Source organism: Halorhodospira halophila (assembly GCF_016653405.1).
In the GTDB taxonomy this organism is placed as follows: Bacteria; Pseudomonadota; Gammaproteobacteria; order Nitrococcales; family Halorhodospiraceae; genus Halorhodospira; species Halorhodospira halophila_A.
In genome coordinates, this window is sequence record NZ_NHSN01000011.1 from 15,830 (window position 1) to 37,399 (window position 21,570).

Below are 21,570 nucleotides of genomic sequence, written 5' to 3' on the forward strand. Positions count from 1 at the left end.
TGGCCCAAGTGTTGTTGGCAAGCCGTTAGTCAACGGGCCATTCCGGACTCTTAATCAGTAGGTTCAAGGTTCGAGTCCTTGGCGGCCCACCAGCTTCGCTACCGTTGGCAACCCTACGTATGCCAAGGTAGATACCGAGCCAGGGGCGAGCCCGCTTGACTCCCCGTTGGCGGGCTCCGAAGAGCCGGTGGTGCCACACCGGCTCTTCTCCCACTTCCTTGTGACCCCTGGGCGAGCAGCATTTGCAACGTTCGAACCGCTTCGAGGTCCGAACTGCGTCTCCGCTCAAGTCGCCTAGATACACCTCCCCGTTTCACTTGCTGCAGCACACCCCGGATGCGCCGCAGCCGTCTTCGTTTCCCATCACCGCATGACTACGCGTTCCAGTCACTCCCCAAGCGTCTCTTACTAATTCCGCCGTTGCCCCCTCCTCTCCTGCCCGACTCCCCGCGGGTCCGGGCAAGACCATCTACCAAACCGTGCCGCAGCGCTCCGCCTCTAGCCGCTATCCGGCTTAGGAGGCGTTGATCAGTGGAGGTACGGCCTGCTGATCCATGCTGCCCGCCTCGGCGAGTCAACCTAGCAACACCAGCAGCCAAAGAACCACGGCATTGACGATCGCCATGAACACCGCTGCCGACCCCAGATCCTTGGCGCGCTCGGCCAGCGAATCCCAGTGCTCGCCGGCGCGGTCGACAGCGGCTTCGATACCGGAGTTAAGCAGTTCCGCCACCAGGATCAGCAGAAGACTGCCGACCAGGATCGCGCGCTCGGCACCGTCCGCCCCTAGCATCAGGGCCAGCAGGCCGAGGGGCGGAATCACGACCATCTCCTCCCGGAACGCAGGCTCCTGACGCCAGGCGGCCTGCAACCCCCGCCAAGAGTTACGCAGGGCGCGCGCCATGCGCGGCACCCCGTGACGGCGGGATCGGCTCTGCTCGTCGCGCGGCATCACTCAGGCACTCGTAGTTGGGAGAGCATCCCAGCATGATGCCGCAAAGAAACCGCCCGCGGCAAAGTGCCGCACGATGTGTTGGTTTTCGGGGCTTCGACTATATTCAATCCGCATGCCGTCATGTCCCGGCATTGCGCAATCCAACAACCATGGCAGGAAACGAACGTGAAAGGACTTCGGCTTTTTGGTGGTTCCACCCTCAGCCTTTTGATCGCTGCCTCTCCCTCCCTCGCGGGCGCCGCCTCCTTCTCGGGACCGTATCTCCCAAGTTAAACAGGTAACGGCCGGTTGAGCCCGGGTACTAGCGGCGGCTCTCTTTGCGCGTCAGAGACTTATTGCGCGCCACACCGTGAGAGGCTGTAGTGCCAAACATCATTCGCAAGGGTTTGCCTGGCCAGCGGAAAAAGCGGCATAATGTGAAGCCATGTTTATCCGCAGGTCGCGCTCCAACGGTCGAGAGTACCTTCGCCTGGTGGAAAGCTACCGGGATGAGCAAGGACGTACCCGCCACCGACAGGTCGCCCAGCTCGGCCGCGCGGATCAGCCGGCGACCCAAGAGAAGATCGAAGGCCTGATCCAGAGCCTTCAGCGCCACGCCGGCATGGAGGGCGTAGACGCTGATGGCGTGCGTTTTGACCCGGCCCGTTCGCTCGGCCCGGCGTGGCTGCTGACCGAACTCTGGCAGGAGCTGGGTTTCGATCGCGCCCTACGCCGCGCGTTCCGGTCCTCGTACCGCGAGTTCGACCTGGAGGCGGTTGTTCGGCTGCTAGTCTTCAACCGGCTCTGCGACCCGAGCAGCAAACTTGGCGTGCTGCGCTGGCTCGAGCGCGTGCATCTGCCTGGAGTCGACACCCGAGACCTCCACTACGCCCAGCTGCTGCGCGCCATGGACGCGCTGATCGAGCACCGCGAGGCCGTCGAGAAGGCGAGTGCCGGGCTTCTCAAGCCGTTACTCGACCAGGAGCTGAGCGTTGTGTTCTACGACATCACCACCGTCCGGATCCACGGTGAGAAGGAGCTTGGCGACGATCTGCGTCAGTATGGTCATAGCAAGGACGTCGCCGGTACTGCCCGGCAGTTCGCTCTCGGCGTTGTGCAGACGGCTGATGGGCTGCCGATCGCCCACGAGGTCTTCGAGGGTAATGTCGCCGAGGCAAAGACCCTGGCGCCGATGCTCCGTCGGCTGCTCAAGCGTTACCAGCTCCAGCGAGTGGTCGTTGTCGCTGACCGGGGCCTGCTGAGCCTGGATAACGTCGACACCCTCGAGGCGCTGGCTGCCGATGAGGGTCTGGCCATCGACTACATCCTTGCCGTTCCGGGGCGGCGCTATGCCGAGTTCACCGATGTTATGGCCGAGCTGCATCCGCGGCTTGCCGACGCCGCCGAGCAGTCCGGGAAGGAATCGGTCACCGAGACCACCTGGCAAGGCCGCCGGTTGGTCGTGGCGCATAATCCGGAGCGCGCACGGGAGCAGACGCGGGCGCGGCGGCGCAAGATCGAGCGCATCGAACAGATCGGCGAGGCCTTGGCCCAGCGGCTCGATAACCAGGATGCCGGCCGCCCAGGCCGCGGGCGCCGCTCAACGGATCGCAGCGCCCATCGGCGCTTTCACCAGACCGTGCTGCGCCACCAGATGAGCAGTATCGTCAAGGCGGACCTCGGTGCCGAACAGTTCCGTTACGACATCGACGACGAAGCGTGGACAGCCGCCGAACGCCTCGACGGCAAGCTGCTGCTGGTCACTAGCCTGGAGGCGTGGGACGCGCAGGCGATCGTTGAACGTTATCGCTCCCTAGCTGATATCGAGCGCGGATTCCGGGCACTGAAGAGCACCCTGGATATTGCCCCGGTCTACCACCGGTTGCCCGAGCGTATCCGCGCCCATGCGCTGATCTGTTTCCTCGCCCTGGTCCTCTACCGGGTGCTGCGCATGCGCCTGAAGGCCAAGGACTCCGCCTTCAGCGTCGAGCGCGCCCTGGAGGCGCTGGAGACCGTGCAAAGGCACGCGGTCGAGATCAACGGAGAAGCCCACACCGGGGTCTCGATCTCCCCAGAGCAGCGACAGCTCTTCCAGGAACTGGAGGTGAAGCCGCCGAGCCAAGCGAACGTCAGCGCGTAGTGCCAAATTTTAAGTGCGCTCCCGGCGCATCAATGAGTTATACGCGCGGCTGTTTAAGTTGGGGTATCTGGCCCTTGGCGCGGGTGTGCTGACCTCGCAGACCTACGAGACCAAGCTGCGCGATACCAATGGTGATAGATACGACACCACCTATGGGCAGGAAGACTGGGCCTCGAGGTTCGATATTGTCTTCGGCTTCGGAGAGCGCATCGGTGACCTTTACCTGGCCACGGAGTTCAATTACACCGTCGGCAACCTGGATGGCGATATCATCTCTGCGCGAAATAACCAGGGGGATCGCGCCGAGTTGAGCGTCGACGCCGGCGACGGTCTCGGCGTCTCCGTGCGGGTGGGGCGGATGTTCACGGATACCACCCTCGGTTACGCCAAAGTCACCTACCAACAGCGTGAGCTTGAGTTTACTGGGAATTACCGCCTCAACAACTCTAGCGGACACGAATCAGAGGACGAGGACTTCGCCGGATTCGGCGTGGGGCTCGGTTTCGAGTATGTCCCACCGGACAGCCCGCTCGGCATCCGCGCCGAGGCCATGCGTATCGATTTCGGCGATGAGACCTTCTCCGATGACTTCAAGGTCGACCTGGTCGAGCACAGCTTCAATCTCTTCGCCTCCTACCATTTCTGACCGTTTGCCCCTCCACCAAAGCCCTGGATCCGGCAGCAAGCGGTTCACTTCGCTTGCTGCCGGGTCGCTACGCCCCAATCCGGCACGCTTGGATCAGACGCCTTCACCCATCCTGAACACGCACGGCTTCATCGGCCCGTCCAGCCATGAGCATCATCGGGTGGGATTGGCCCCACCACCCCGCCATCCGGCATCATGACCGGAGCCGGTGGCGGCGGTATGCGCACGCACCGGCACCGACCGAGCACTCACAGGTTCAGGGAGCGGATCGGACCCATGCACTGCATCCAGATGACCGCTGTTGGCGACCCGGACGTATTGCAACCCGCGCAGGTGCCGACCCCGGAGCCGGGTCCCGGGCAGGTGCGCGTGCGCCTGGCCGCCGCCGGCATCAACCCGGTCGACGCCAAGGTCCGGGCCAACGGCCTCTTCAACCCCGATGCACAACCACCGGCGATCCTCGGCTGCGACGGCGCCGGGACCATCGACGCCGTGGGCCCCGGCGTGGAACAGCTCGCCCCCGGTCAGCGGGTGCTGTTCATGAACGGCGGGATCGGCCTGGAGCCGGGCAATTACGCGGAGTACACGGTACTCGACGCACGCTTCGTCACCCCCACCCCCGACGCCGTCGATGACGTCCACGCCGCAGCCATGCCGCTGGTCGCGCTCACCGCCTGGGAGGCCTTATTCGACCGGGTCGCTCTGCAGAAGGGCGAGCGCGTGCTGATCCACGCCGGCGCCGGCGGCGTAGGCCATGTGGCCATCCAACTCGCCCGGCAGGCGGGCGCCCGGGTCATCACCACCGTCAGCGATCCGGCCAAGGCGGAGATCGTCCGCGAACTGGGCGCCGAGGCGGTGATCCATTACCGGGATGACGACTTCGTCGACGCAGTGGAACACTGGACCGCCGGCGAGGGCGTGGACGTAGTGCTCGACACCGTAGGCGGCGAGGTCTGCACCCGGTCGCTCCACGCCCTCGCCACCTACGGCCGGCTCGTCACCATCCTCGCCCTGCCCGAGGACCTGGACCTGCACCATGCGCGCGTGCACAACCTCACGCTGGTCCAGGAGCTGATGCTCAGCCCCATGGTTCTGGGCCGGGACGATCTGCGCATCCACCAGACCGGGATCCTGGCCGAGTGCGCCCAGCGCATGGCGGCGGGGTCACTGCAGGTGCGTGTTCAGGAGACGTTCCCAATGGCCGAGGCAGCCGCGGCTCATCGGCGGCTCGAGGCCGGCGGCCTGACCGGCAAGCTGGTGCTGACGCTGCCCTGATGCTCCGCAGGAGGACCACCGTCCGATGAGGCACGACCAGCCAGCGCAGCGGCCCCTGACCGTCCTCGGCGTGGACTGCGCCGTCCAGTCCAAGCAAGTGGGGCTGGCCCTCGGGCACTGGGATGGCCGCGGGCTTCGAGTCGAGCGGGTTGCGCTGGGTTCCGCCTCGCGCAGTGCGGCTCAGATCGCACTGGAGTGGCTCGCCGACCACACCCACGCGCCGCTGCTCGCCCTCGATGCGCCCCTCGGGTGGCCGCAGCCACTCGGTCAGCAGCTGGCGCAGCACCGGGCTGGCGACGCGCTGGGCGCCGACGCCAGCGAACTCTTCAATCGGGTGACGGACCGCTTCGTCCACCGGCAAATCGGCAAGAAACCCCTGGATGTCGGTGCCGACCGCATCGCGCGGACCGCCCACGCCGCCCTGGCGTTCGTCGACAAACTCAGATGCGAGCGCGGCTGGACCCTGCCAATGCGCTGGAGCCCCGGCGAGCTGCAGCAAGGCGACGCCGCTGCCGGCGGCCTCATCGAGGTCTACCCCGCCGCCACCCTGCAGGCCCACGCTATACCCGCCAAAGGCTACAAGGGTCGTGATACCGAGGGCAAAACGGCCCGTGAACGCATCGCCTGCGCCATGGCTCAGATGCTGGGTGGGTCGTTCGAGATCCCGGAACTGGCCACCCGCTCCGACGGCCTGGATGCCGTGCTCTGCCTGCTCGCAGCTCGGGACTTCCTCCTCGGCGAGGCGATGCCCCCGGCCGAGATCGACGAATCCCTCAATCGGGAAGGGTGGATCTGGGTGCGCACGCCGCCCCCTGGGAACGACCGACGTACGTCTGCGCCGCCCACCACCCCTTGAAAGGTCGTGCCGAACGACCTATATCGCGGGGTGGGCGAGGAGCGATCGAACGAAAGCGACAGCCAAGGCAAGCAGGTTCGGGCAAACGGGTCGTCGGAACAAAAGGAGGTGAGACTATGGTGGCACGTCGCAACCTCTTCCCGGTGGCCAACTCGGATCTGCACAACCGCGCCGCGAACCGGGATCTGGCGGCACGCGACCCCTTCACGGCGCTGCAGTCTGAGATGATGCGTTTCTTCGACGACCTGCGCCGCGGGGTCGAGGATCCGCTCGCCCAGATCGGCCCGGACATGACAGCGCCGCGGATCGACGTCCAGGAAGACAGCAGCAACCTGTACGTTGTCGCGGAGCTGCCCGGCATGACGGAGAACGACGTCGAGCTGACGTACAACGATGGCGTCCTCCGCATTGCCGGCGAGAAGCGGGTCGAGCACACGGACTCGGGCGAGTCAGACCGGCAGGTCCACGTCACGGAGCGTTCCTACGGGCGTTTTGAGCGGCAGATCCCGCTGAGTCGCGCCATCAACGAGGAACAGATCAACGCCTCGTTCCGGGATGGCGTGCTGACGATCACACTGCCCAAGGCCGAGGAGGGTCAGCAGGGTCGCCGCATCGAGGTCCAGAGGGCCGCCTAGGGCCCGCGCCCTCCTCCTCGCCCGAGTCCCGCACCACGCACGGGCGCCTCCGCGGCGCCCGTTTCTTTTTCGCCCGGGGCCGTCGGTGCGCGCAGCCGAAAAGCCCCCGCGCGGCGCCCCTCCTCAGCCCATCAGGGCGGTGATCGCCTCCTCCAGACGGCGCACCGGGTGGAGTTCCATGCCCGCCACCCCGTGGCGGGGGGCATTCTTGGCCGGCACCACCGCCCGCGTGAAACCGTGCTTGGCCGCCTCGGCCAGGCGCTCCTCGCCACCGGGGACGGGGCGCACCTCGCCGGCCAGACCGAGTTCCCCGAAGACCACCGAGTCCCGCGGCAGGGGCCGATTGCGCAGGCTCGAGAGCACCGCCGCCAGCGCCGGCAGGTCGCCCGCCGTCTCCTGGACACGCACGCCGCCGACCACGTTCAGGAAGACATCCTCGCCGGCGGTGCTGATCCCGCCGTGGCGCTGGAGAACCGCCAGCAGCAGCGCCAGGCGGCTGCCGTCCAGGCCCACGGCCACGCGGCGCGGCTGACTCCCGGCGGAGTCGGCCACCAGCGCCTGCACCTCAAGCAGCAGGGGCCGACTCCCCTCCCGGGTCACCAGCACCGCGCTGCCCGGCACATCCTGATCGTGACGGGAGAGGAAGATGGAGGAGGGATTGCGCACCTGGCGCAGGCCGTCCTCGGCCATGGCAAAGACGCCGAGCTCGTTGGCGGCGCCGAAGCGGTTCTTCACCGCCCGCACCACGCGGTAGCGGCTGCCCTGATCGCTCTCGAAGTAGAGCACGGTGTCTACCATGTGCTCGAGCACTCGCGGCCCGGCCAGGTGCCCCTCCTTGGTGACGTGGCCGACCAGGATCACCGCCATGCCGGTGGTCTTGGCCAGACGCACCAGCTGCGCCGCGCTCTCGCGGACCTGGGAGACCGACCCCGGCGCCGAGCCAAGCGCCGCAGTGTGGAAGGTCTGCACCGAGTCGAGCACCAGGGCCCGGGGGCGGATCCGCTCCGCTGCCGCGACGACCTCCTCGACCGCCGTCTCGGCCATCAGCTTCATGGCGTCATCCGCCACGCCCAGGCGCTGCCCCCGCAGCGCCACCTGCTGGAGCGACTCCTCACCGGTGGCGTAGAGCGCCGGGTGCTCGCGGGAGAGGGCCGCCAGCGTCTGCAGCAGCAGGGTCGATTTACCGATCCCCGGCTCGCCGCCGATGAGCACCACCGACCCGGGCACCAGACCGCCGCCGAGGACTCGGTCCAGCTCAGCCACGCCGGTGGCCAGCCGCGGCTCCGGCGCGGTCGATACCTCGGCCAGCGTGGTGATCTCCGTGCCCCGGCCCACCCGGCCACCGCCGGATGCGGCCGGCTGTGCGATCTCCTCGAGCGTATTCCAGGCGCCACACTCCGGACACTGACCCGCCCATTGCGGTTGCTCCGCGCCACAGTCCGAGCAGAGAAAACGCCGGCGGCTGCGGGCCATCAGGACGCCCCCGTATCCACCGGCTCGCGCCGAACCCGGGGCGGCATCCGGCAGAAGAGCTCGTAGGCAATGGTGCCGCAGGCGTCGGCCACCTCCTCGGCGCGCACCGCGCCGCCCCAGAGGATCGCGGGATCCCCCTCGGTCACCCCTTCGAGGCCACGCAGGTCCACCGCCAGCAGGTCCATGGAGATCCGCCCCACCAGCTGCGTCCGCCGCCCGGCCACCTCCACCGGCGTGCCGCTCGGCGCATGGCGCGGATACCCGTCGCCATAGCCCACGGAGATAACCCCCACCGGCATGCTCTCAGGACAGCACCAGGTCGCGCCGTAGCCGACCGCGTCACCAGCCTGCAGATGCCGCACCGCCACCACCTGACCGCGAAACGCCATGGCCGGTTGCAGCGCGGGCTGATCTGCCCGGCCATCCACGAAAGGCGATGCGCCGTAGAGCATGATCCCCGGACGCACCCAGTCGTAGTGGCTTGCCGGCCAACCCAGCACACCGGCCGAATTGGCCGCCGAGCGTGGCCCCGGTAGACCTTCACAGGCGGCTTCAAAGGTGGCCAGCTGCCGCTCGGTGGCCAGGTTGCCCCGATCATCGGCACACGCCAAGTGGGTCAGGAAGCCGACGTCGGCCCGCACGCCCGGGGCCTCGGTCAGACGGCGCCAGACCGCCTGGACCTCCTCCGGCGGGAAGCCGAGCCGGTGCATACCGCTGTCGACCTTCACCCAAACCGTCACCGGCGAGGCCAGCCGAGCCTGCGCCAGCGCCTCCACCTGCCAATGGGTGTGAATGACCAGCTCAAGATCCGCAGCCGCCGCCCGCTCCAGATCCTCGACCCGGAAAGGTCCTTGGAGGAGGACGATACGCTCGCGGAACCCGGCCCCGCGCAGCGCTTCGGCCTCCGTGGCGTCGGTGACGGCCAACGCCTCCGCGTGCCCGCTCAACGCCCGGGCCACATGGGTCAGGCCGTGGCCGTAACCATCGGACTTGATCACGGCCATGACCCGCCGCCCGGGAGCTGCTTGGCGCGCAACCCGGAGATTGGCCTGCAGGGCACTCAGATCCACCGTGGCCCGCGCTGCCCGGCTCACCCCGGAATCCCCCCACCGTAGACGTCCTCGATGTAGTTCTCGAACCGGGTGAACTCGCCCAGGAAGGTGAGCTTGACCGTACCGATCGGCCCCTGGCGCTGCTTGGCGATGATCAGCTCGGCCACGCCCTTGTCCGGGGTATCCTCGTTGTAGACCTCATCCCGGTAGATGAACGCAATCAAGTCCGCATCCTGCTCGATGGCGCCCGAGTTGTGACTGACGATACTGTCTGCCACCCAGGATGCCGGCCCGGGCACGGTCAAATCGTAGACATCCTCTTCGCCATCCGGTTCGACAGCGACCAGGGAATCCCAGAACAGATCGCTCTCCTGATGCCTTTGCGGCTCGGACGCAGTCCGGGCAATCGCGATGCGGTCATCGGCGCTTAGCTCATCAACCCGTTGCCAGCCCGAAGCCGTCAGTAAGCGGTGCCGTCCTGTAGCCCGTAGCACCCGTCCGCTCGCCAGCTGAACACGGTAGACCGGACGCCGACCAACACACCAAACCTTCTCCGCCCTCGCGCGTACCAACCGATGGCGCTCGTTGACGGCAATGACCTCTGGCTCCTCTCCAACCAGTTCAGAGATGGGTGTGCGCCGCCCATCGGCGAGGAGCACCGGGGTATCACCGGTCACGCACTCCCTCAAATCCGACATGATCGGCCGCTTGTTCGGCCGCTGCTCCAGCGAGCGGTTGAGCTGCGACAGGGCGATGACCGGTGTGTTGAGTTCCTTGGCCAGCGCCTTCAGGCCGCGGGAGATCTCCGAAAGCTCGCCGGCGCGGTTCTCCCGGAACCCGGGGATCTGCATCAGCTGCAGGTAGTCGATGACGATCAGCCCGAGCTCATCGTGCTCCCGCTGCAGCCGCCGAGCGCGCGCGCGTATCTCTGTAGGCGTCAGCCCCGGGGAGTCGTCGATGAACAGCGGCGCCTCGGCGAGCAGGCTCATCGTCGAGGTCAGCCGCGGCCAGTCGTCGTCCTGCAGCTTGCCTGAGCGCACCCGCTGCAGGTGCACACGCCCGAGCGAGGCCAGCATGCGCATCGCCAGGGCATCCGCCGGCATCTCCATGGAGAACACCGCCACGGGCTTTTTCAACTGCATGGCCACGTGCTCGACCATGTTCATGGCCACGGTGGTCTTGCCCATGGACGGCCGCCCGGCGACGATCACCAGATCGCCATCCTGGAGCCCGGAGGTCAGGTGATCGAGGTCGTCGAAGCCGGTGGCCAGACCGGTGACGGCCTCTTGGGTGTTGTAGAGGGTATCGATCCGATCGATGACTTGCGGCATGAGCTGCCGCATCCCGACGAAGCCCTGCCGGTGGCGGCCGGTCTGCTCGGCGATCTGGAAGATGGTCTGCTCGGCGTAGTCGAGGAGATCCTCGCTGCTGCGCCCTTCCGGGCGGAAGGCCGCCTCGGCGACATCGGAGCCGGCGCGGATCAGCTGCCGCAGTACCGAGCGCTCGCGGACGATATCCGCATAGGCGCGGATGTTCGCCGCCGAGGGGGTCTCGCGGGCAATACCCCCGAGATAGCTGAGGCCACCGGCCTCTTCGAGCCGGCCCTGCTTGCGCAGCCACCCGGAGAGGGTGACCACGTCCATGGGGTGATTCCCCTCCGCGAGCTCGCCCATGGCCCGGTAGACCAGGCGATGCTCGCGGCGGTAGAAATCCTCCTCGTGGAGACGGTCGGCGACCTGATCCCAGGCGGCGTTGTCGAGCATCAGCCCGCCGAGCACCGCCTGTTCCGCCTCCAGGTCGTGCGGCGGAACCTTCAGGGCCTCGGAGTCCGAGGCGGATCCGTCACCCTGCACCGTCTCCTCCCCGGGTTACCCCCGGCTGGCGATCAGGACTCGTCGCCCTCGACCACAACCTTCACCGTGCCCTCGACGTCGGTGTAGAGCGACACCTGCACGTCGTACTCGCCGGCCACACGGATCGGCCCCTCGGGCATGCGCACCTCGCGCCGGGCCAGCTCGACACCGGCCTGCTCGGCGGCGTTGGCGATATCCGCCGGGCCCACCGAGCCGAACAGCTTGCCCTGCTCGCCGACCTTGGCCGCGATGGTCAGAGTCAGCTCCTGGAGCTGCTCCAGGCGGGCCTGGGCCGCCTGCTCGGCCTCCCGGGCGGCCTTCTCGAGCTCGGCGCGACGCTCCTCGAAGTAACGGATGTTCTCCTCCGTAGCCATCTTGGCCTTGCCGTACGGCAGGAGGTAGTTGCGGCCGTAGCCCGGACGCACCCGGACGCGATCACCCAGGTCCCCCAGGTTCGACACCTTTTCCAGAAGAATCAGTTCCATGCCTTGCACCTCGATCGTTCGTATTCGGTTGTGACGGCGCTACTGCGAGGACGTCCCGCCGCCGAGTCTTCGCCGCCACTGGAACAGCGCATCGCCGATCCCCACCAGCGCCAGCGGGCGGAACAGCAGTGGCGCCAGCACATACACCGGCACCAGCCACCCACCGCTGAGCCCCCGCGCCGCGACGATGGCGTGGCTGAACGCAATCGCCTGGACCACAAAAGCCGCGCCGGTGACCAGCGCCAGGTCGGTGATCAGACTTGGGCCGGCGAACAGCCCCCCGAGCCAGAGCACCAAGGCAACCAGCGCCGCCTCGCGCCCCAGATCCAGGGCGTGAAACTCCGCGCGCAGACCGCCCGGATTGAACAGCAGCGCCTGCAGCCCCCGGCCGATGAGCAGCCCGGCGAGGACGACCAGCATCAGATTCACCGCCCAAAGACCGGTCATCACCGGCAGCAGCTCGTCCTGCAGCAGGACCCCGGCCTCGCCGCCGAGTTCCGCCTCACCGCCGGCGACGGCCAGGAAGGCCTCGACCACCGAGCGCCAGTAGGCCGCCGGGTCCGGCACCACCAGATGGAACCCGATCACGGCAACCGCGCCCAGGCCCATCCACAGCAACAGGGTGAGCGGCAGGGAGAAGCTCCGGCGCAGCACCTCGGCAAGCAGGAGCACCGGCACCCACTGCTCGAGGATCAGTCGCAACGCGGGCTCGCCCGTTCCCAGCGCGGCGAACATCAGCGCAAACAGCGCAGCCCCCGCCATGGCGCCGACCACCACACCCTGGCGCAGCCCGTCGCGCAGGGTCACCAGCGCCAGGGCGCCGGCGGCCAGGACGGAGAGCAGCGGCAGCAGTGCCGCTGCCACCATGACCGTGGCCGCCTGGAACGGCCCGCGCAGAATGAAGGCGGCGAACGCCTTCACGGCCCCGGCTCAGTGACGGTCCGTGTACGGCAGCAGCGCCAGGAAACGGGCGCGCTTGATCGCCCGCGCCAGCTGGCGCTGGTAGCGCGCGCTGGTGCCGGTGATCCGGCTCGGCACGATCTTGCCGGTATCGGTGATGTAGTTTTTCAGCGTGTTGAGATCCTTGTAGTCGATCTCCTTCACGCCCTCCGCGGTGAACTTGCAGTACTTACGGCGCCGGAAGAAACGTCCCATGGTCTAGCTCCTCGTTGATCGTCGGTGTCGGCGGGCGCGTGGCGCGGTTTTACTCCGCGTCCTCGGACTCCTTGCGGTCCTCGCGCTTCTCGTTGCCCTTGGCCAGCGGCGACGGCTCGGTGACGGCCTCGTCGCGGCTCAGCACCAGGTTGCGGATGACCGCGTCGTTGAAGCGGAAGGCGGAGGTAAGCTCGTCGATCTCATCCTTGCCGCACTCGACGTTCATCAGCACGTAGTGGGCCTTGATCAGCTTGTTGATCGGATAGGCCAGCTGCCGACGACCCCAGTCCTCCAGGCGGTGCACGGTGCCGCCGCTGGACTCGACGATGCTGCGGTAGCGCTCGACCATGGCGGGAACCTGGTCGCTCTGGTCCGGGTGGACCATGAAGACAATCTCGTAGTGTCGCATCCATCACTCCTTACGGTTATTCGAGCCGCAGGCTCAAACAGCCTCCACCCCCACGGATGTGAGGCAAGGTTGCACCTTGGGTTAAGCGGGCAAGTCTACCCGAGATCGCCGCCCTGTGGAAAGCGCTGACGGACAGCCTCGAAAAGTAGGACGCCCGCGGCCACGGACACGTTGAGGCTTTCCATCGTACCGGGCATGGGGATCGCCACCAGTGCGTCACAACGCTCCCGGGTCAGCCGCCGCAGGCCCTCGCCCTCGCCGCCGAGGACCAGCGCCAGCGGGCCGCGCAGATCGATCTGATAGCAGCTGCGCTCCGCCTCACCAGCGGCCCCCACGGTGTAGACCCCAGCCGCGCACAGCTGCTGCAGGGTCCGCGCGAGGTTGGTTACCTGGAAGAAGGGGATGCGCTGAACCGCGCCGGCGGCGGTCTTGTGCACTGCCGGGCTCAGCGCCGCCGCCCGGTCCCGCGGCGCCACCACGCCGTGGGCGCCTGCCGCCGCGGCGCTGCGCATGCACGCGCCGAGATTGTGCGGATCCTGAACCCGATCGAGCACCAGTAGCAGCGGCTCGGGCTCGGTGGCCAACAGATCCGCCAGCTCCCCTTCGCCGCGGGCTGGGGTACCGCTGTAGCGCAGGATGACGCCCTGGTGGTTGCCCCCTTCAGCCATCTCATCGAGCGCCCGCCGATGCACGCGCTCGACGCTCACTCCCTGGCGGTCCAGCTTGTCGAGCAGGCGCTCGAGCCGGGCATCCCGTCGACCGCGCTCCACCCACACGGCTTCGACGCCGGCGGGATCGTAGGCGGCAGCCTCGCGCGCGGCGTGTTGGCCGTAGACCAGTTGAGCCCCGTCCTCGGCGGTGTCCGCAGCCGCGGACCCCTTGCCGCGGCTACGGCGTCGTCTGCCCTGTGCCATGACCGTCAGTTACTGCGATCGCTACCACTGCGGCGCCGTCCGGAGCGCCGGCTCCGGCTGCTGCGGCGGCTCTTACCGCTGCCGCCCCCCTCCTTCTGCGATTCGTCGCCCGACTCGCCGCCCTTGGCGGCCGTTTTGCGCTTCCCCCCGCCCTCGGACTTGGCGGATTTCGACGACCCGCTGCCGGACGGGCCGGCGCCGGAAGCCGACTTGCGGCCGCGGTTCGTACCGCCCTTGCCGCGCTTGCCCGACTTACGGCTGCCATCCAGAGGCTCGCCGTCAGCGTCCACCGGATGAGCGACCATCTCCAGATCGATCTTGCGGTCGTCCTTCTCCACGCGAGCCACGCGCACCCGGACCCGGTCGCTGAGCCGGTACTCCTTGCCCGTCCGGTCACCGACCAGCCGGTGTCCCACCGAGTCGTAATGGAAAAAGTCGCTCTCAAGATTGGTGATGTGCACCAGACCGTCGACGTAGACCCCCTCCAGCGAGATGAACAGCCCGAAGGAGGTGACCGCCGCGATCACCCCGATGAACTCGTCACCCAGGTGGTCCGAGAGATACTCACACTTGAGCGTCATCTCGGCATCCCGCGTCGCCTCATCCGCCCGGCGCTCGGCCATAGAGCAGTGCTCACCGAGGGTGACCAGATCGTTGTGGGTCACCGGGAAACTGCGCCCGCGGTGACCGTCGATCACATGGCCGATGCCCCGGTGGACCACCAGGTCGGGGTAGCGGCGGATCGGCGACGTGAAATGCGTATAGGCGTCCAGCGCCAGCCCGAAGTGACCGGCGTTGTCCGGCCGGTATTCGGCGGCCTGCATCGACCGCAGCAGGACGGTCTCGATGAGGTGGCGATCGGGGCGCTCGCGGGCCTGCTCCATCACCCGGCCGTAATCCTTGCCCGTGGGCTCTTCACCGCCACCGAGTTCAAGCCCGGCCTGGGCCAGGAACTCCTTGAGCTGCTCGAGCTTCTGCTCGCCGGGGCGCTCGTGGACCCGGTAGAGCGACGGCACCTTGTTCTTGGTCAAGAACTTGGCCGCGCAGACGTTGGCCGAGATCATGCACTCTTCAACGACCTTGTGGAAGTCGTTGCGCTCCGTCGGTTCGACGGAGACCACACGCCCCTCGTCATCGAAGTGCATCTGCGTCTCGGTGGTGTCGAAATCGATGGCACCCCGCTCCTCACGGGACTTGCGCAGCGTCTTGTAGAGGTTGTGCAGGTTGCCCAGGTGACGCACCACGTCCTCGCCGATGGCCGAGCGCGCCTTGCGGTCGCCGTCGACCACCGCCGCCGCGGCCTGGTCGTAGGTCAACCGCGCCGCCGACTGGATCACCGCACGATAAAAGCGCGAGCGCAGGACCTTGCCGTTGCCCTGCAGGAGCATGTCGCAGACCATGGCCAGTCGATCGACCTTCGGGTTCAGCGAGCACAGCCCGTTGGACAGGGCCTCGGGGAGCATCGGCACGACCGATCGCGGGAAATAGACCGAGCTGCCACGCAGTCGCGCCTCCTGATCCAGCGCGGAGCCGGGGCGCACGTAGTGGGACACGTCGGCGATGGCGACCACCAGCCGCCAGCCCTTGGCGGTGGGCTCACAATAGAGCGCGTCGTCAAAGTCCTTGGCATCGGCGCCGTCGATGGTCACCAGCGGCAGCCGACGCAGGTCGGTGCGCCCCTGCTTGTCGGCCTCGGGGACCTCCTCACCGAAGGCGGCGACCTCCTCTTCCACCTCGGCCGGCCAGTCCATCGGGATGCCGTGGATGCGCGCGGCCACTACATCCTCTTCACCGACGTGGATCGTCCGCCCGAGCACCTGAGTAATGCGGCCAATGGGCTGTCGACGCTCGTTGGGCTGGGCCAGGATCTCGGCCACCGCCAACTCGCCGTCCTCGGCCCCGCCGCGCCCGTCCGGCGTCAGCAAAACGTCCTGCTGCAGCCGCTTGTTCTCCGGCACCAGGAACCCCACCCCGTGCTCCTCGAAGAACCGGCCGGTGATCTGCCGATTGCCGCGCTCAAGGATCTCGACGAGCTCACCCTGCGGCGTACCGTGCTCGTCGCGGCCGGTGATGCGCACGATGGCCCGGTCGCCGTGGAGCAGGCAGCGCATCTGGCGCGGTGACAGGGCGATCCGATCGCCGGTACCATCCGGCAGCAGGAAACCGGAGCCGTCCGGTCGCCCCATGACGCGGCCGCGAACCAGCTCACTGTGATCCACGACCAAGTACCCGCGGCGGCGATTGCGCACCAGCTGCCCGTCACGCTCCATGGCGCGCAGCCGGCGGCGCAGCGCCTCATGCTGATCCGGGCTCTCCAGCCCCAAGGCCTCGGCGATCTCGCGCCGACCCAACGGGCGACGGTGGGCGGCCAGGAGCTCCAGCAGATACTCCCGGCTGGGGATCGGGTTCTCGTACTTGGCCTGCTCGCGCTCCTGATACGGGTCGCGCTTGGGGGGTCGCTTCTTGGTTTGCTTCGCCATTTTCTATTCCTTGGATCAATCCCGGGAGGATACGCCAGCGGGCCGGGCCTCCACAAAGGATTCCGACCGCCTCGCGATGGCCTGTTGACACCTGCCCGGGGGCGCCGTTACAGTCTTGCGCACTCGCTGACGAGGTCTTCAGCGGGCATGCCGAGGTGGCGAAATTGGTAGACGCGCTAGCTTCAGGTGCTAGTGGGGGAAACCCCGTGGAGGTTCGAGTCCTCTCCTCGGCACCAATTTCCCCAAGCTTCTGAGCCACACGGCTCGGAAAGTCGAAAGCCCCCGGGAGGCATCCTCCCGGGGGCTTTTTTGTTGCCGGGTCAAAACCCAGTGTCGCCGCTGACCCCTCGCGGGGAATGGTCAGCGGCGCTGGATGCATCGGATCACTGGGGAGGCGTCGAAGCCAAGGCGCAGAGCCCGCGCCGGGCGGATCAGAACGGGCTCTGGCGGACGATGGTCTCGTTGCGATCCGGGCCGGTAGAGATCATCGCCACCGGGACACCGACCAGCTGCTCGATGCGCTCTAGGTAGGCGCGAGCGTTCTCGGGCAGATCCTCGTAGCGCTCGATGCCCGAGGTGGTCTCCGCCCAGCCGGGCATGTCCTCGTAGACGGGCTCGCACTCCGACAGGGTTTCCACCTCCGACGGCAGCGTCTCGCAGAGCGCCCCCTGGCACCGGTAGCCGACGCACAGCCGGAGCGTCTCCAGGCCGTCGAGGACATCGAGCTTGGTGATGCAAAGCCCGCTGAGGCTGTTGATCTGCGCCGCCCGGCGCGTGGCCACGGCGTCGAACCAGCCGCAGCGGCGCTGCCGCCCGGTGGTGGCGCCAAACTCATGGCCCCGCTCGCCCAGGTGCATACCCATCTCGTCGTCGAAGTCGAGTTCCGTGGGGAACGGCCCCTGCCCCACCCGGGTGGTGTACGCCTTGGTGATCCCCAGGATGTAGTCGAGGGTGCGCGGGCCGACGCCGGTCCCCGCGGCGGCGGCACCAGCGCAGGTGTTCGACGAGGTCACGAAGGGGTACGTGCCGTGATCGACGTCCAGCAGCGTACCCTGCGCGCCCTCGAAGAGGATATTGCGTCCGGTGCGCATCTCCGCGGTCAGCAGGGCACCGACGTCGGTGGCCAGCGGCCGCAGCTGCTCGCCGTGGGCCAGCGCCTGATCGAGGACCTCCTGGAAGTCCATGGTCGGGGCGCCGAAATAGTGCTTGAGCACGAAGTTGTGGTAGTCGAGCAGCTCGCCGAGCTTCTGCGCCAGGCGCTCGCGGTGGAACAGATCCGACAACCGCACGCCGCGCCGGGCCACCTTGTCCTCGTAGGCGGGACCGATGCCGCGGCCGGTGGTGCCGATAGCCGCCTTGCCTTTCGCCTTCTCCCGGGCGTGATCCAGCGCCACGTGGCAGGGCAGGATCAGCGGGCAGGAGGGGCTGATGCGCAGCCGTTCCCGCGCCGGAACCCCACGGGCCTCGAGCTCGCGGATCTCTTCGAGCAGCGCCTCGGCGGAGAGCACCACGCCGTTGCCGATCACGCAGGTAGCATCATCGCGGAGGATGCCGGACGGGATCAGGTGCAGCACCGTCTGCTCGCCGTCGATGACCAGCGTATGGCCGGCGTTGTGCCCGCCCTGGAAGCGCGCCACGACCCCGGCGTTCTCGGTCAACCAGTCGACGATCTTGCCCTTGCCCTCGTCGCCCCACTGCGTGCCGACTACGACCACATTGGTGCCCATACTCACTCCGTATCCAGTTCCCAGGTGCCGTTGCGCTCGACCAGGCGTCGATCGCAACCGTGGTTGTCCTGCTCGTCGCCGGGCAGCTGCCAGACCACCCGCTCACCGGCGGCGCGCAACTCGGCCACGCGTGCATGCAACGCCGGATCATCGCCCCAGGGGGCGAGCACGCCACCCCCAGCCGGCCCCGCAACGCCGCCGCCGAGGTTGAGCAGCGCCTTGAGGTCGGCGCTGTAGCCGGTGGCCGGCCGCGGCCGCCCGAACGCCCGGCCGATGCCGTCGTAGCGCCCACCGCGCGCCAGCTCCTGCCCATAGCCCGGGGTGTAGGCGGCGAACACCAGCCCGGTGTGGTAGCGGTAGCCGCGCAGCTCGCCCAGATCCAGGTGCAGCGGCAACTCCGGCTCGCGCCGCGCCAGGCTGTCGGCCACCACACGCAGCTGCTCCAGCGCCTCGGCCACAGCCGGACCGGCCCAGCCGAGCACCGTCTGCGCCCGCTCTAGGACCTCCACGCCGCCGTGCAGCCCGACCAGCGCCGAAAGACGCTCGGCCTGCGCCGTCTCCACGCCGGCCTCGGCGAGCACGACGGCGATCTCGTCGCCGGCCTTGCGCTGCAGGGCATCAAGCAGGGCCTCCTCGGCGGCCGGGCCGAGGCCGAGGTCCTCAAGCAGGGCCTCGAAGATACCCACGTGCCCCACATCCAGATGCAGCTGCTCCACCCCGGCGGCGCGCAGCGTGGCGAGCATCAGCGAGATCACCTCCAGATCGCTCTCCACCCCGGCGTGGCCGTAGAGCTCTGCGCCAAGCTGCACGGCATTGCGGCTGCCGGCGGGCCCTTCGGCCCGCGCCTGCAGGGTGCTGCCGATGTAGCACAGCCGGGTGATGCCCTCGCGGCGCAGCTGATGGGCGTCGATCCGGGCCGCCTGCGGGGTGATGTCGGGGCGCACGCCCAGCGTCCGCCCGGAGAGTTGATCGGTGACCTTGAAGGTCTGCACGTCCAGATCCCGGCCGGTGCCGGTGAGCAGTGCCTCCAGGTACTCAATGAAAGGGGGCATGATCAGCTCATACCCCCAGGAATCGAAGAGATCCAACAGCCGACGGCGCAACGCCTCGGCCTGTGCGGCCTCCGGCGGCAACAGCTCGTCGACGCCGTCCGGCAGCATCCACCGTGCCTTGCGATCCATTAACCTCGCACCCAGTAGAGCAGCAGAACGCCCACCCCCATGGACAGGAGGCCGACGGTCCGCAGGCTTCGATCATCCATCTCGGCGGCCTGCAGGAACACCCGGCGCAGGGCGCCGGGATTCGCTGCAGGGAGGATGCCCTCGATCACCAGCAGGAGGGCGATCGCGGTGAGCAGGTCACCCATCTCCACGGCGATCCCCCCTCTCGGTCAGTCCTGATCGGGGGACCCGAGCTCGCCGTTCATCCCCGGCAGCTGCTCGCCGCCGTCGAAGAAGCGGAAGAACTGCGAGTCCGGCGACAGGACGAACAGATCGTCCTCACCCTGGAAGGACTCGCGATAGGCCCTGAGGCTGCGCTGGAAGGCGAAGAAATCCGGCTCCTGGCTGTAGGCGCTGGCGTAGATCTCCGCCGCGGTGGCATCACCCTCACCACGCAGGGACTCACCGTCCCGGTAGGCCTCGGCGAGGAGCACCGTCCGCTGACGGTCGGCGTCGGCGCGGATGCGCTCGCCGGCCTCCTCACCGCGGGCGCGGATCTCGCGGGCGACCCGCTCACGATCCGCCACCATGCGGTCGAAGATCGAGTCGGTAACGTCCTCGGGCAGATCGATGCGCTTGAGGCGCACATCGAGCACCTCCAGCCCCAGGCTCTGCGCCGCCTCGGCGGTGGTCACGCGCAGGATGTCCATGATCTGCACGCGCTCGCCGGAGATGATGTCCTGCACCGTGCGCTTACCGAACTCGGCACGCAGGGCATCGCGGATGATCTCGCGCAGGCGTTGGTTGGCCCGCTCCGGCTCACCACGGACGGTGGTGTAGTAACGCTCGGCATCATCCACGCGCCACTTCACGAAGGAGTCGACGATCAGGTTCTTCTGCTCCACCGTCAGGAACCGTTCCGGCTCCTCGTCCAGGTTCTGCACCCGGGCGTCGAACTTGCGGACGTTGTTCACGAACGGGGTCTTGAAGTGGAGCCCCGGATCAAAGTCCGACTTGATGATCTCACCAAGCCGGAACTTGAGCGCGACCTCCTTCTCGGAGACGGTGAACACCGAGAAGTAGCCGAGGATCGCGGCCACCACCAGCAGGGGCAACACGACGTTCTTCAGGATTCGCATCAGCGCGTCCCCCTATCACGGAGCGCCTCTCGTGCTCGCTGCGTCGGCGAGATGGCGTCCCGTTCCTGCGGTACATCGATATTGGATTCGCCGGCAAACGCCGTCGTGCCACTCCGGCGATCCATGAGCTTGTCCAGCGGCAGGTACATCAGCGACTGGCTGGACTCGGAGTCGAGCATCACCTTGGGCACGCGCCCGAGGATCTCCTCCATGGTCTCGAGGTAGATCCGCTGACGCATCAGCGACGGTGCGTTGCGGTACTCGGCCACCAGCGCCTCGAAGCGGGCCGCGTCACCCTCGGCCTGGGCGATAACCTGCTCGCGGTAACCGTCTGCTTCCTCGAGAATGCGCGCCGCCTGGCCCTGGGCCCGCGGGATCAGCTCATTGGCGTAGGCCTGGGCCCGGTTGATGGTGCGCTGCTCGTCCTCCCGGGCGCGGATGGCGTCCTCGAAGGCCGGCTGCACCGGCTCGGGGGGCTGGATATCCTGGACCGCCACCTGCACCACTTGCAGCCCGGTGCGGTACTCGTCCATCACCTCCTGGAGCAACCGCCCGGTCTCCTGCGCCACCTCGGTGCGGCCTTCGGTGAGCACATACTGCAGTTCACGCTTGCCGATGATCTCGCGCACGGCACTCTCGGTGACCTGCTTGAGGGTCTGCTCCGGCAAGCGGAAGTTGAACAGGTAGAGGAAAGGATCATTGACCTCGTACTGCGCCGCGATCCGCACATCGACGATGTTCTCGTCGCGGGTGATCATCAGCGCCTCGGCCGGCACGGGACGGGCCCGATTCTGCATCGACTCGTAGCCGACCTCGGCGATGCGCCGCTGGTCGACATTGACCCGCTCGATCTGGCCGATGGGGCGCGGCCAGTGCCAGTGCGGCCCGGGCTCCGTCGTATCGGAGTGGCGACCGAAGGTCAGCTCCACCCCGCGCCAGCCCTGGTCGACGATATAGATGCCGGATAGCATCCAGACCACGAAGGCGCCGAGCGCCAGCAAGCCGATGCCGGTTGCGCCGGGCCCGCGGGAGGGCCCGCTGGGCATGCGCCCGCCGAACAGGCCCTGCAACTGCTCACGCAACTTGCGGAAGACCTCATCCAGATCGGGCGGCCCCCCACTGCCGCCGCCTTTGGGGCCGCTGCCCCAGGGGTCGCGGCTGCCGCCGCCGGGCTCATTCCACGCCATTCGGGACTCCGTATGTGACTAAGACGATCCGCCGTCAGGTCGGTCGAACG

Annotated in this window: 20 protein-coding genes and 1 tRNA gene; 6 read left to right on the forward strand and 15 right to left on the reverse strand. The window is 67.8% G+C overall.

What is annotated here, in order from left to right; translation table 11 throughout:
- Positions 1–574: 574 nt before the first annotated feature.
- Complete coding sequence (locus CCR79_RS03660) at positions 575–952, reverse strand: diacylglycerol kinase (RefSeq protein WP_201168865.1); 378 nt, start codon at positions 950–952, stop codon at positions 575–577.
- A 427-nt stretch (positions 953–1,379) separates the two neighbouring features.
- Here CCR79_RS03660 and CCR79_RS03665 point away from each other — a divergent pair, with 427 nt between their 5' ends.
- From CCR79_RS03665 to CCR79_RS03685, 5 genes are all read left to right on the forward strand, one after another.
- Positions 1,380–3,074: an IS1634 family transposase gene (locus CCR79_RS03665; RefSeq protein WP_201168866.1), complete on the forward strand. Its 1,695-nt coding sequence runs from the start codon at positions 1,380–1,382 to the stop codon at positions 3,072–3,074.
- Positions 3,075–3,132: 58 nt separating this feature from the next.
- Positions 3,133–3,720 (forward strand): outer membrane protein, encoded by a 588-nt coding sequence (locus CCR79_RS03670; RefSeq protein WP_201168868.1) that lies wholly within the window; start codon positions 3,133–3,135, stop codon positions 3,718–3,720.
- Between the two features lie 276 nt (positions 3,721–3,996).
- Positions 3,997–4,995: a zinc-binding dehydrogenase gene (locus CCR79_RS03675; protein ID WP_201168869.1), complete on the forward strand. Its 999-nt coding sequence runs from the start codon at positions 3,997–3,999 to the stop codon at positions 4,993–4,995.
- 25 nt (positions 4,996–5,020) lie between these two features.
- Complete coding sequence (locus CCR79_RS03680; RefSeq protein ID WP_201168871.1) at positions 5,021–5,851, forward strand: DUF429 domain-containing protein; 831 nt, start codon at positions 5,021–5,023, stop codon at positions 5,849–5,851.
- A gap of 116 nt (positions 5,852–5,967) precedes the next feature.
- Positions 5,968–6,486: an Hsp20/alpha crystallin family protein gene (locus CCR79_RS03685; protein WP_201168873.1), complete on the forward strand. Its 519-nt coding sequence runs from the start codon at positions 5,968–5,970 to the stop codon at positions 6,484–6,486.
- 123 nt (positions 6,487–6,609) lie between these two features.
- Here the strand turns inward: CCR79_RS03685 and radA are convergent, their stop codons facing one another.
- The 9 genes from radA to rnr form a co-directional block, all read right to left on the reverse strand.
- On the reverse strand, positions 6,610–7,959 hold the full coding sequence (gene radA / locus CCR79_RS03690) for a DNA repair protein RadA (RefSeq protein ID WP_201168875.1): 1,350 nt from the start codon (positions 7,957–7,959) through the stop codon (positions 6,610–6,612).
- Entirely contained in the window at positions 7,959–9,053 is a 1,095-nt protein-coding gene (alr, locus tag CCR79_RS03695) for an alanine racemase (protein WP_201168878.1), read from the reverse strand. Before alr ends, radA begins: the two co-directional genes overlap by 1 nt.
- Positions 9,050–10,864, reverse strand: a complete 1,815-nt coding sequence (dnaB, locus tag CCR79_RS03700; RefSeq protein ID WP_201168881.1) for a replicative DNA helicase — start codon at positions 10,862–10,864, stop codon at positions 9,050–9,052. The genes alr and dnaB overlap by 4 nt, the downstream gene beginning before the upstream one ends.
- 32 nt (positions 10,865–10,896) lie before the next feature.
- The gene (gene rplI / locus CCR79_RS03705) at positions 10,897–11,349 is read right to left on the reverse strand and encodes a 50S ribosomal protein L9 (RefSeq protein ID WP_201168884.1); all 453 of its coding nucleotides are present in this window, start codon (positions 11,347–11,349) and stop codon (positions 10,897–10,899) included.
- 39 nt (positions 11,350–11,388) lie between these two features.
- Positions 11,389–12,270, reverse strand: coding sequence for a hypothetical protein (locus tag CCR79_RS03710; protein WP_201168887.1), 882 nt, complete (start codon positions 12,268–12,270; stop codon positions 11,389–11,391).
- Positions 12,271–12,279: 9 nt separating this feature from the next.
- On the reverse strand, positions 12,280–12,504 hold the full coding sequence (gene rpsR, locus CCR79_RS03715) for a 30S ribosomal protein S18 (protein ID WP_201168890.1): 225 nt from the start codon (positions 12,502–12,504) through the stop codon (positions 12,280–12,282).
- A gap of 49 nt (positions 12,505–12,553) precedes the next feature.
- Positions 12,554–12,913, reverse strand: coding sequence for a 30S ribosomal protein S6 (gene rpsF / locus CCR79_RS03720; RefSeq protein WP_201168894.1), 360 nt, complete (start codon positions 12,911–12,913; stop codon positions 12,554–12,556).
- Positions 12,914–13,008: 95 nt separating this feature from the next.
- Entirely contained in the window at positions 13,009–13,827 is an 819-nt protein-coding gene (rlmB, locus tag CCR79_RS03725; protein ID WP_201168897.1) for a 23S rRNA (guanosine(2251)-2'-O)-methyltransferase RlmB, read from the reverse strand.
- Between the two features lie 5 nt (positions 13,828–13,832).
- A complete protein-coding gene (gene rnr / locus CCR79_RS03730) occupies positions 13,833–16,307 on the reverse strand; it encodes a ribonuclease R (protein ID WP_201168900.1) in 2,475 nt (824 codons plus the stop codon).
- 149 nt (positions 16,308–16,456) lie between these two features.
- Between rnr and CCR79_RS03735 the strand changes: the two genes are divergently transcribed.
- Positions 16,457–16,543, forward strand: a tRNA-Leu gene (locus CCR79_RS03735).
- Positions 16,544–16,738: 195 nt separating this feature from the next.
- On the opposite strand, the gene CCR79_RS03740 is transcribed toward CCR79_RS03735, so the two are convergent.
- The 5 genes from CCR79_RS03740 to hflK are packed head-to-tail and all read right to left on the reverse strand — an operon-like array spanning position 16,739 to position 21,520.
- Positions 16,739–18,034, reverse strand: coding sequence for an adenylosuccinate synthase (locus CCR79_RS03740; protein WP_201168903.1), 1,296 nt, complete (start codon positions 18,032–18,034; stop codon positions 16,739–16,741).
- A gap of 2 nt (positions 18,035–18,036) precedes the next feature.
- Complete coding sequence (locus CCR79_RS03745) at positions 18,037–19,215, reverse strand: ATP phosphoribosyltransferase regulatory subunit (protein WP_201168906.1); 1,179 nt, start codon at positions 19,213–19,215, stop codon at positions 18,037–18,039.
- Positions 19,215–19,400, reverse strand: coding sequence for a DUF2065 domain-containing protein (locus CCR79_RS03750; protein WP_207189659.1), 186 nt, complete (start codon positions 19,398–19,400; stop codon positions 19,215–19,217). The genes CCR79_RS03745 and CCR79_RS03750 overlap by 1 nt, the downstream gene beginning before the upstream one ends.
- A gap of 24 nt (positions 19,401–19,424) precedes the next feature.
- The gene (gene hflC / locus CCR79_RS03755) at positions 19,425–20,333 is read right to left on the reverse strand and encodes a protease modulator HflC (RefSeq protein ID WP_201168911.1); all 909 of its coding nucleotides are present in this window, start codon (positions 20,331–20,333) and stop codon (positions 19,425–19,427) included.
- Entirely contained in the window at positions 20,333–21,520 is a 1,188-nt protein-coding gene (gene hflK, locus CCR79_RS03760) for an FtsH protease activity modulator HflK (protein WP_201168913.1), read from the reverse strand. The genes hflC and hflK overlap by 1 nt, the downstream gene beginning before the upstream one ends.
- Positions 21,521–21,570: the final 50 nt, after the last annotated feature.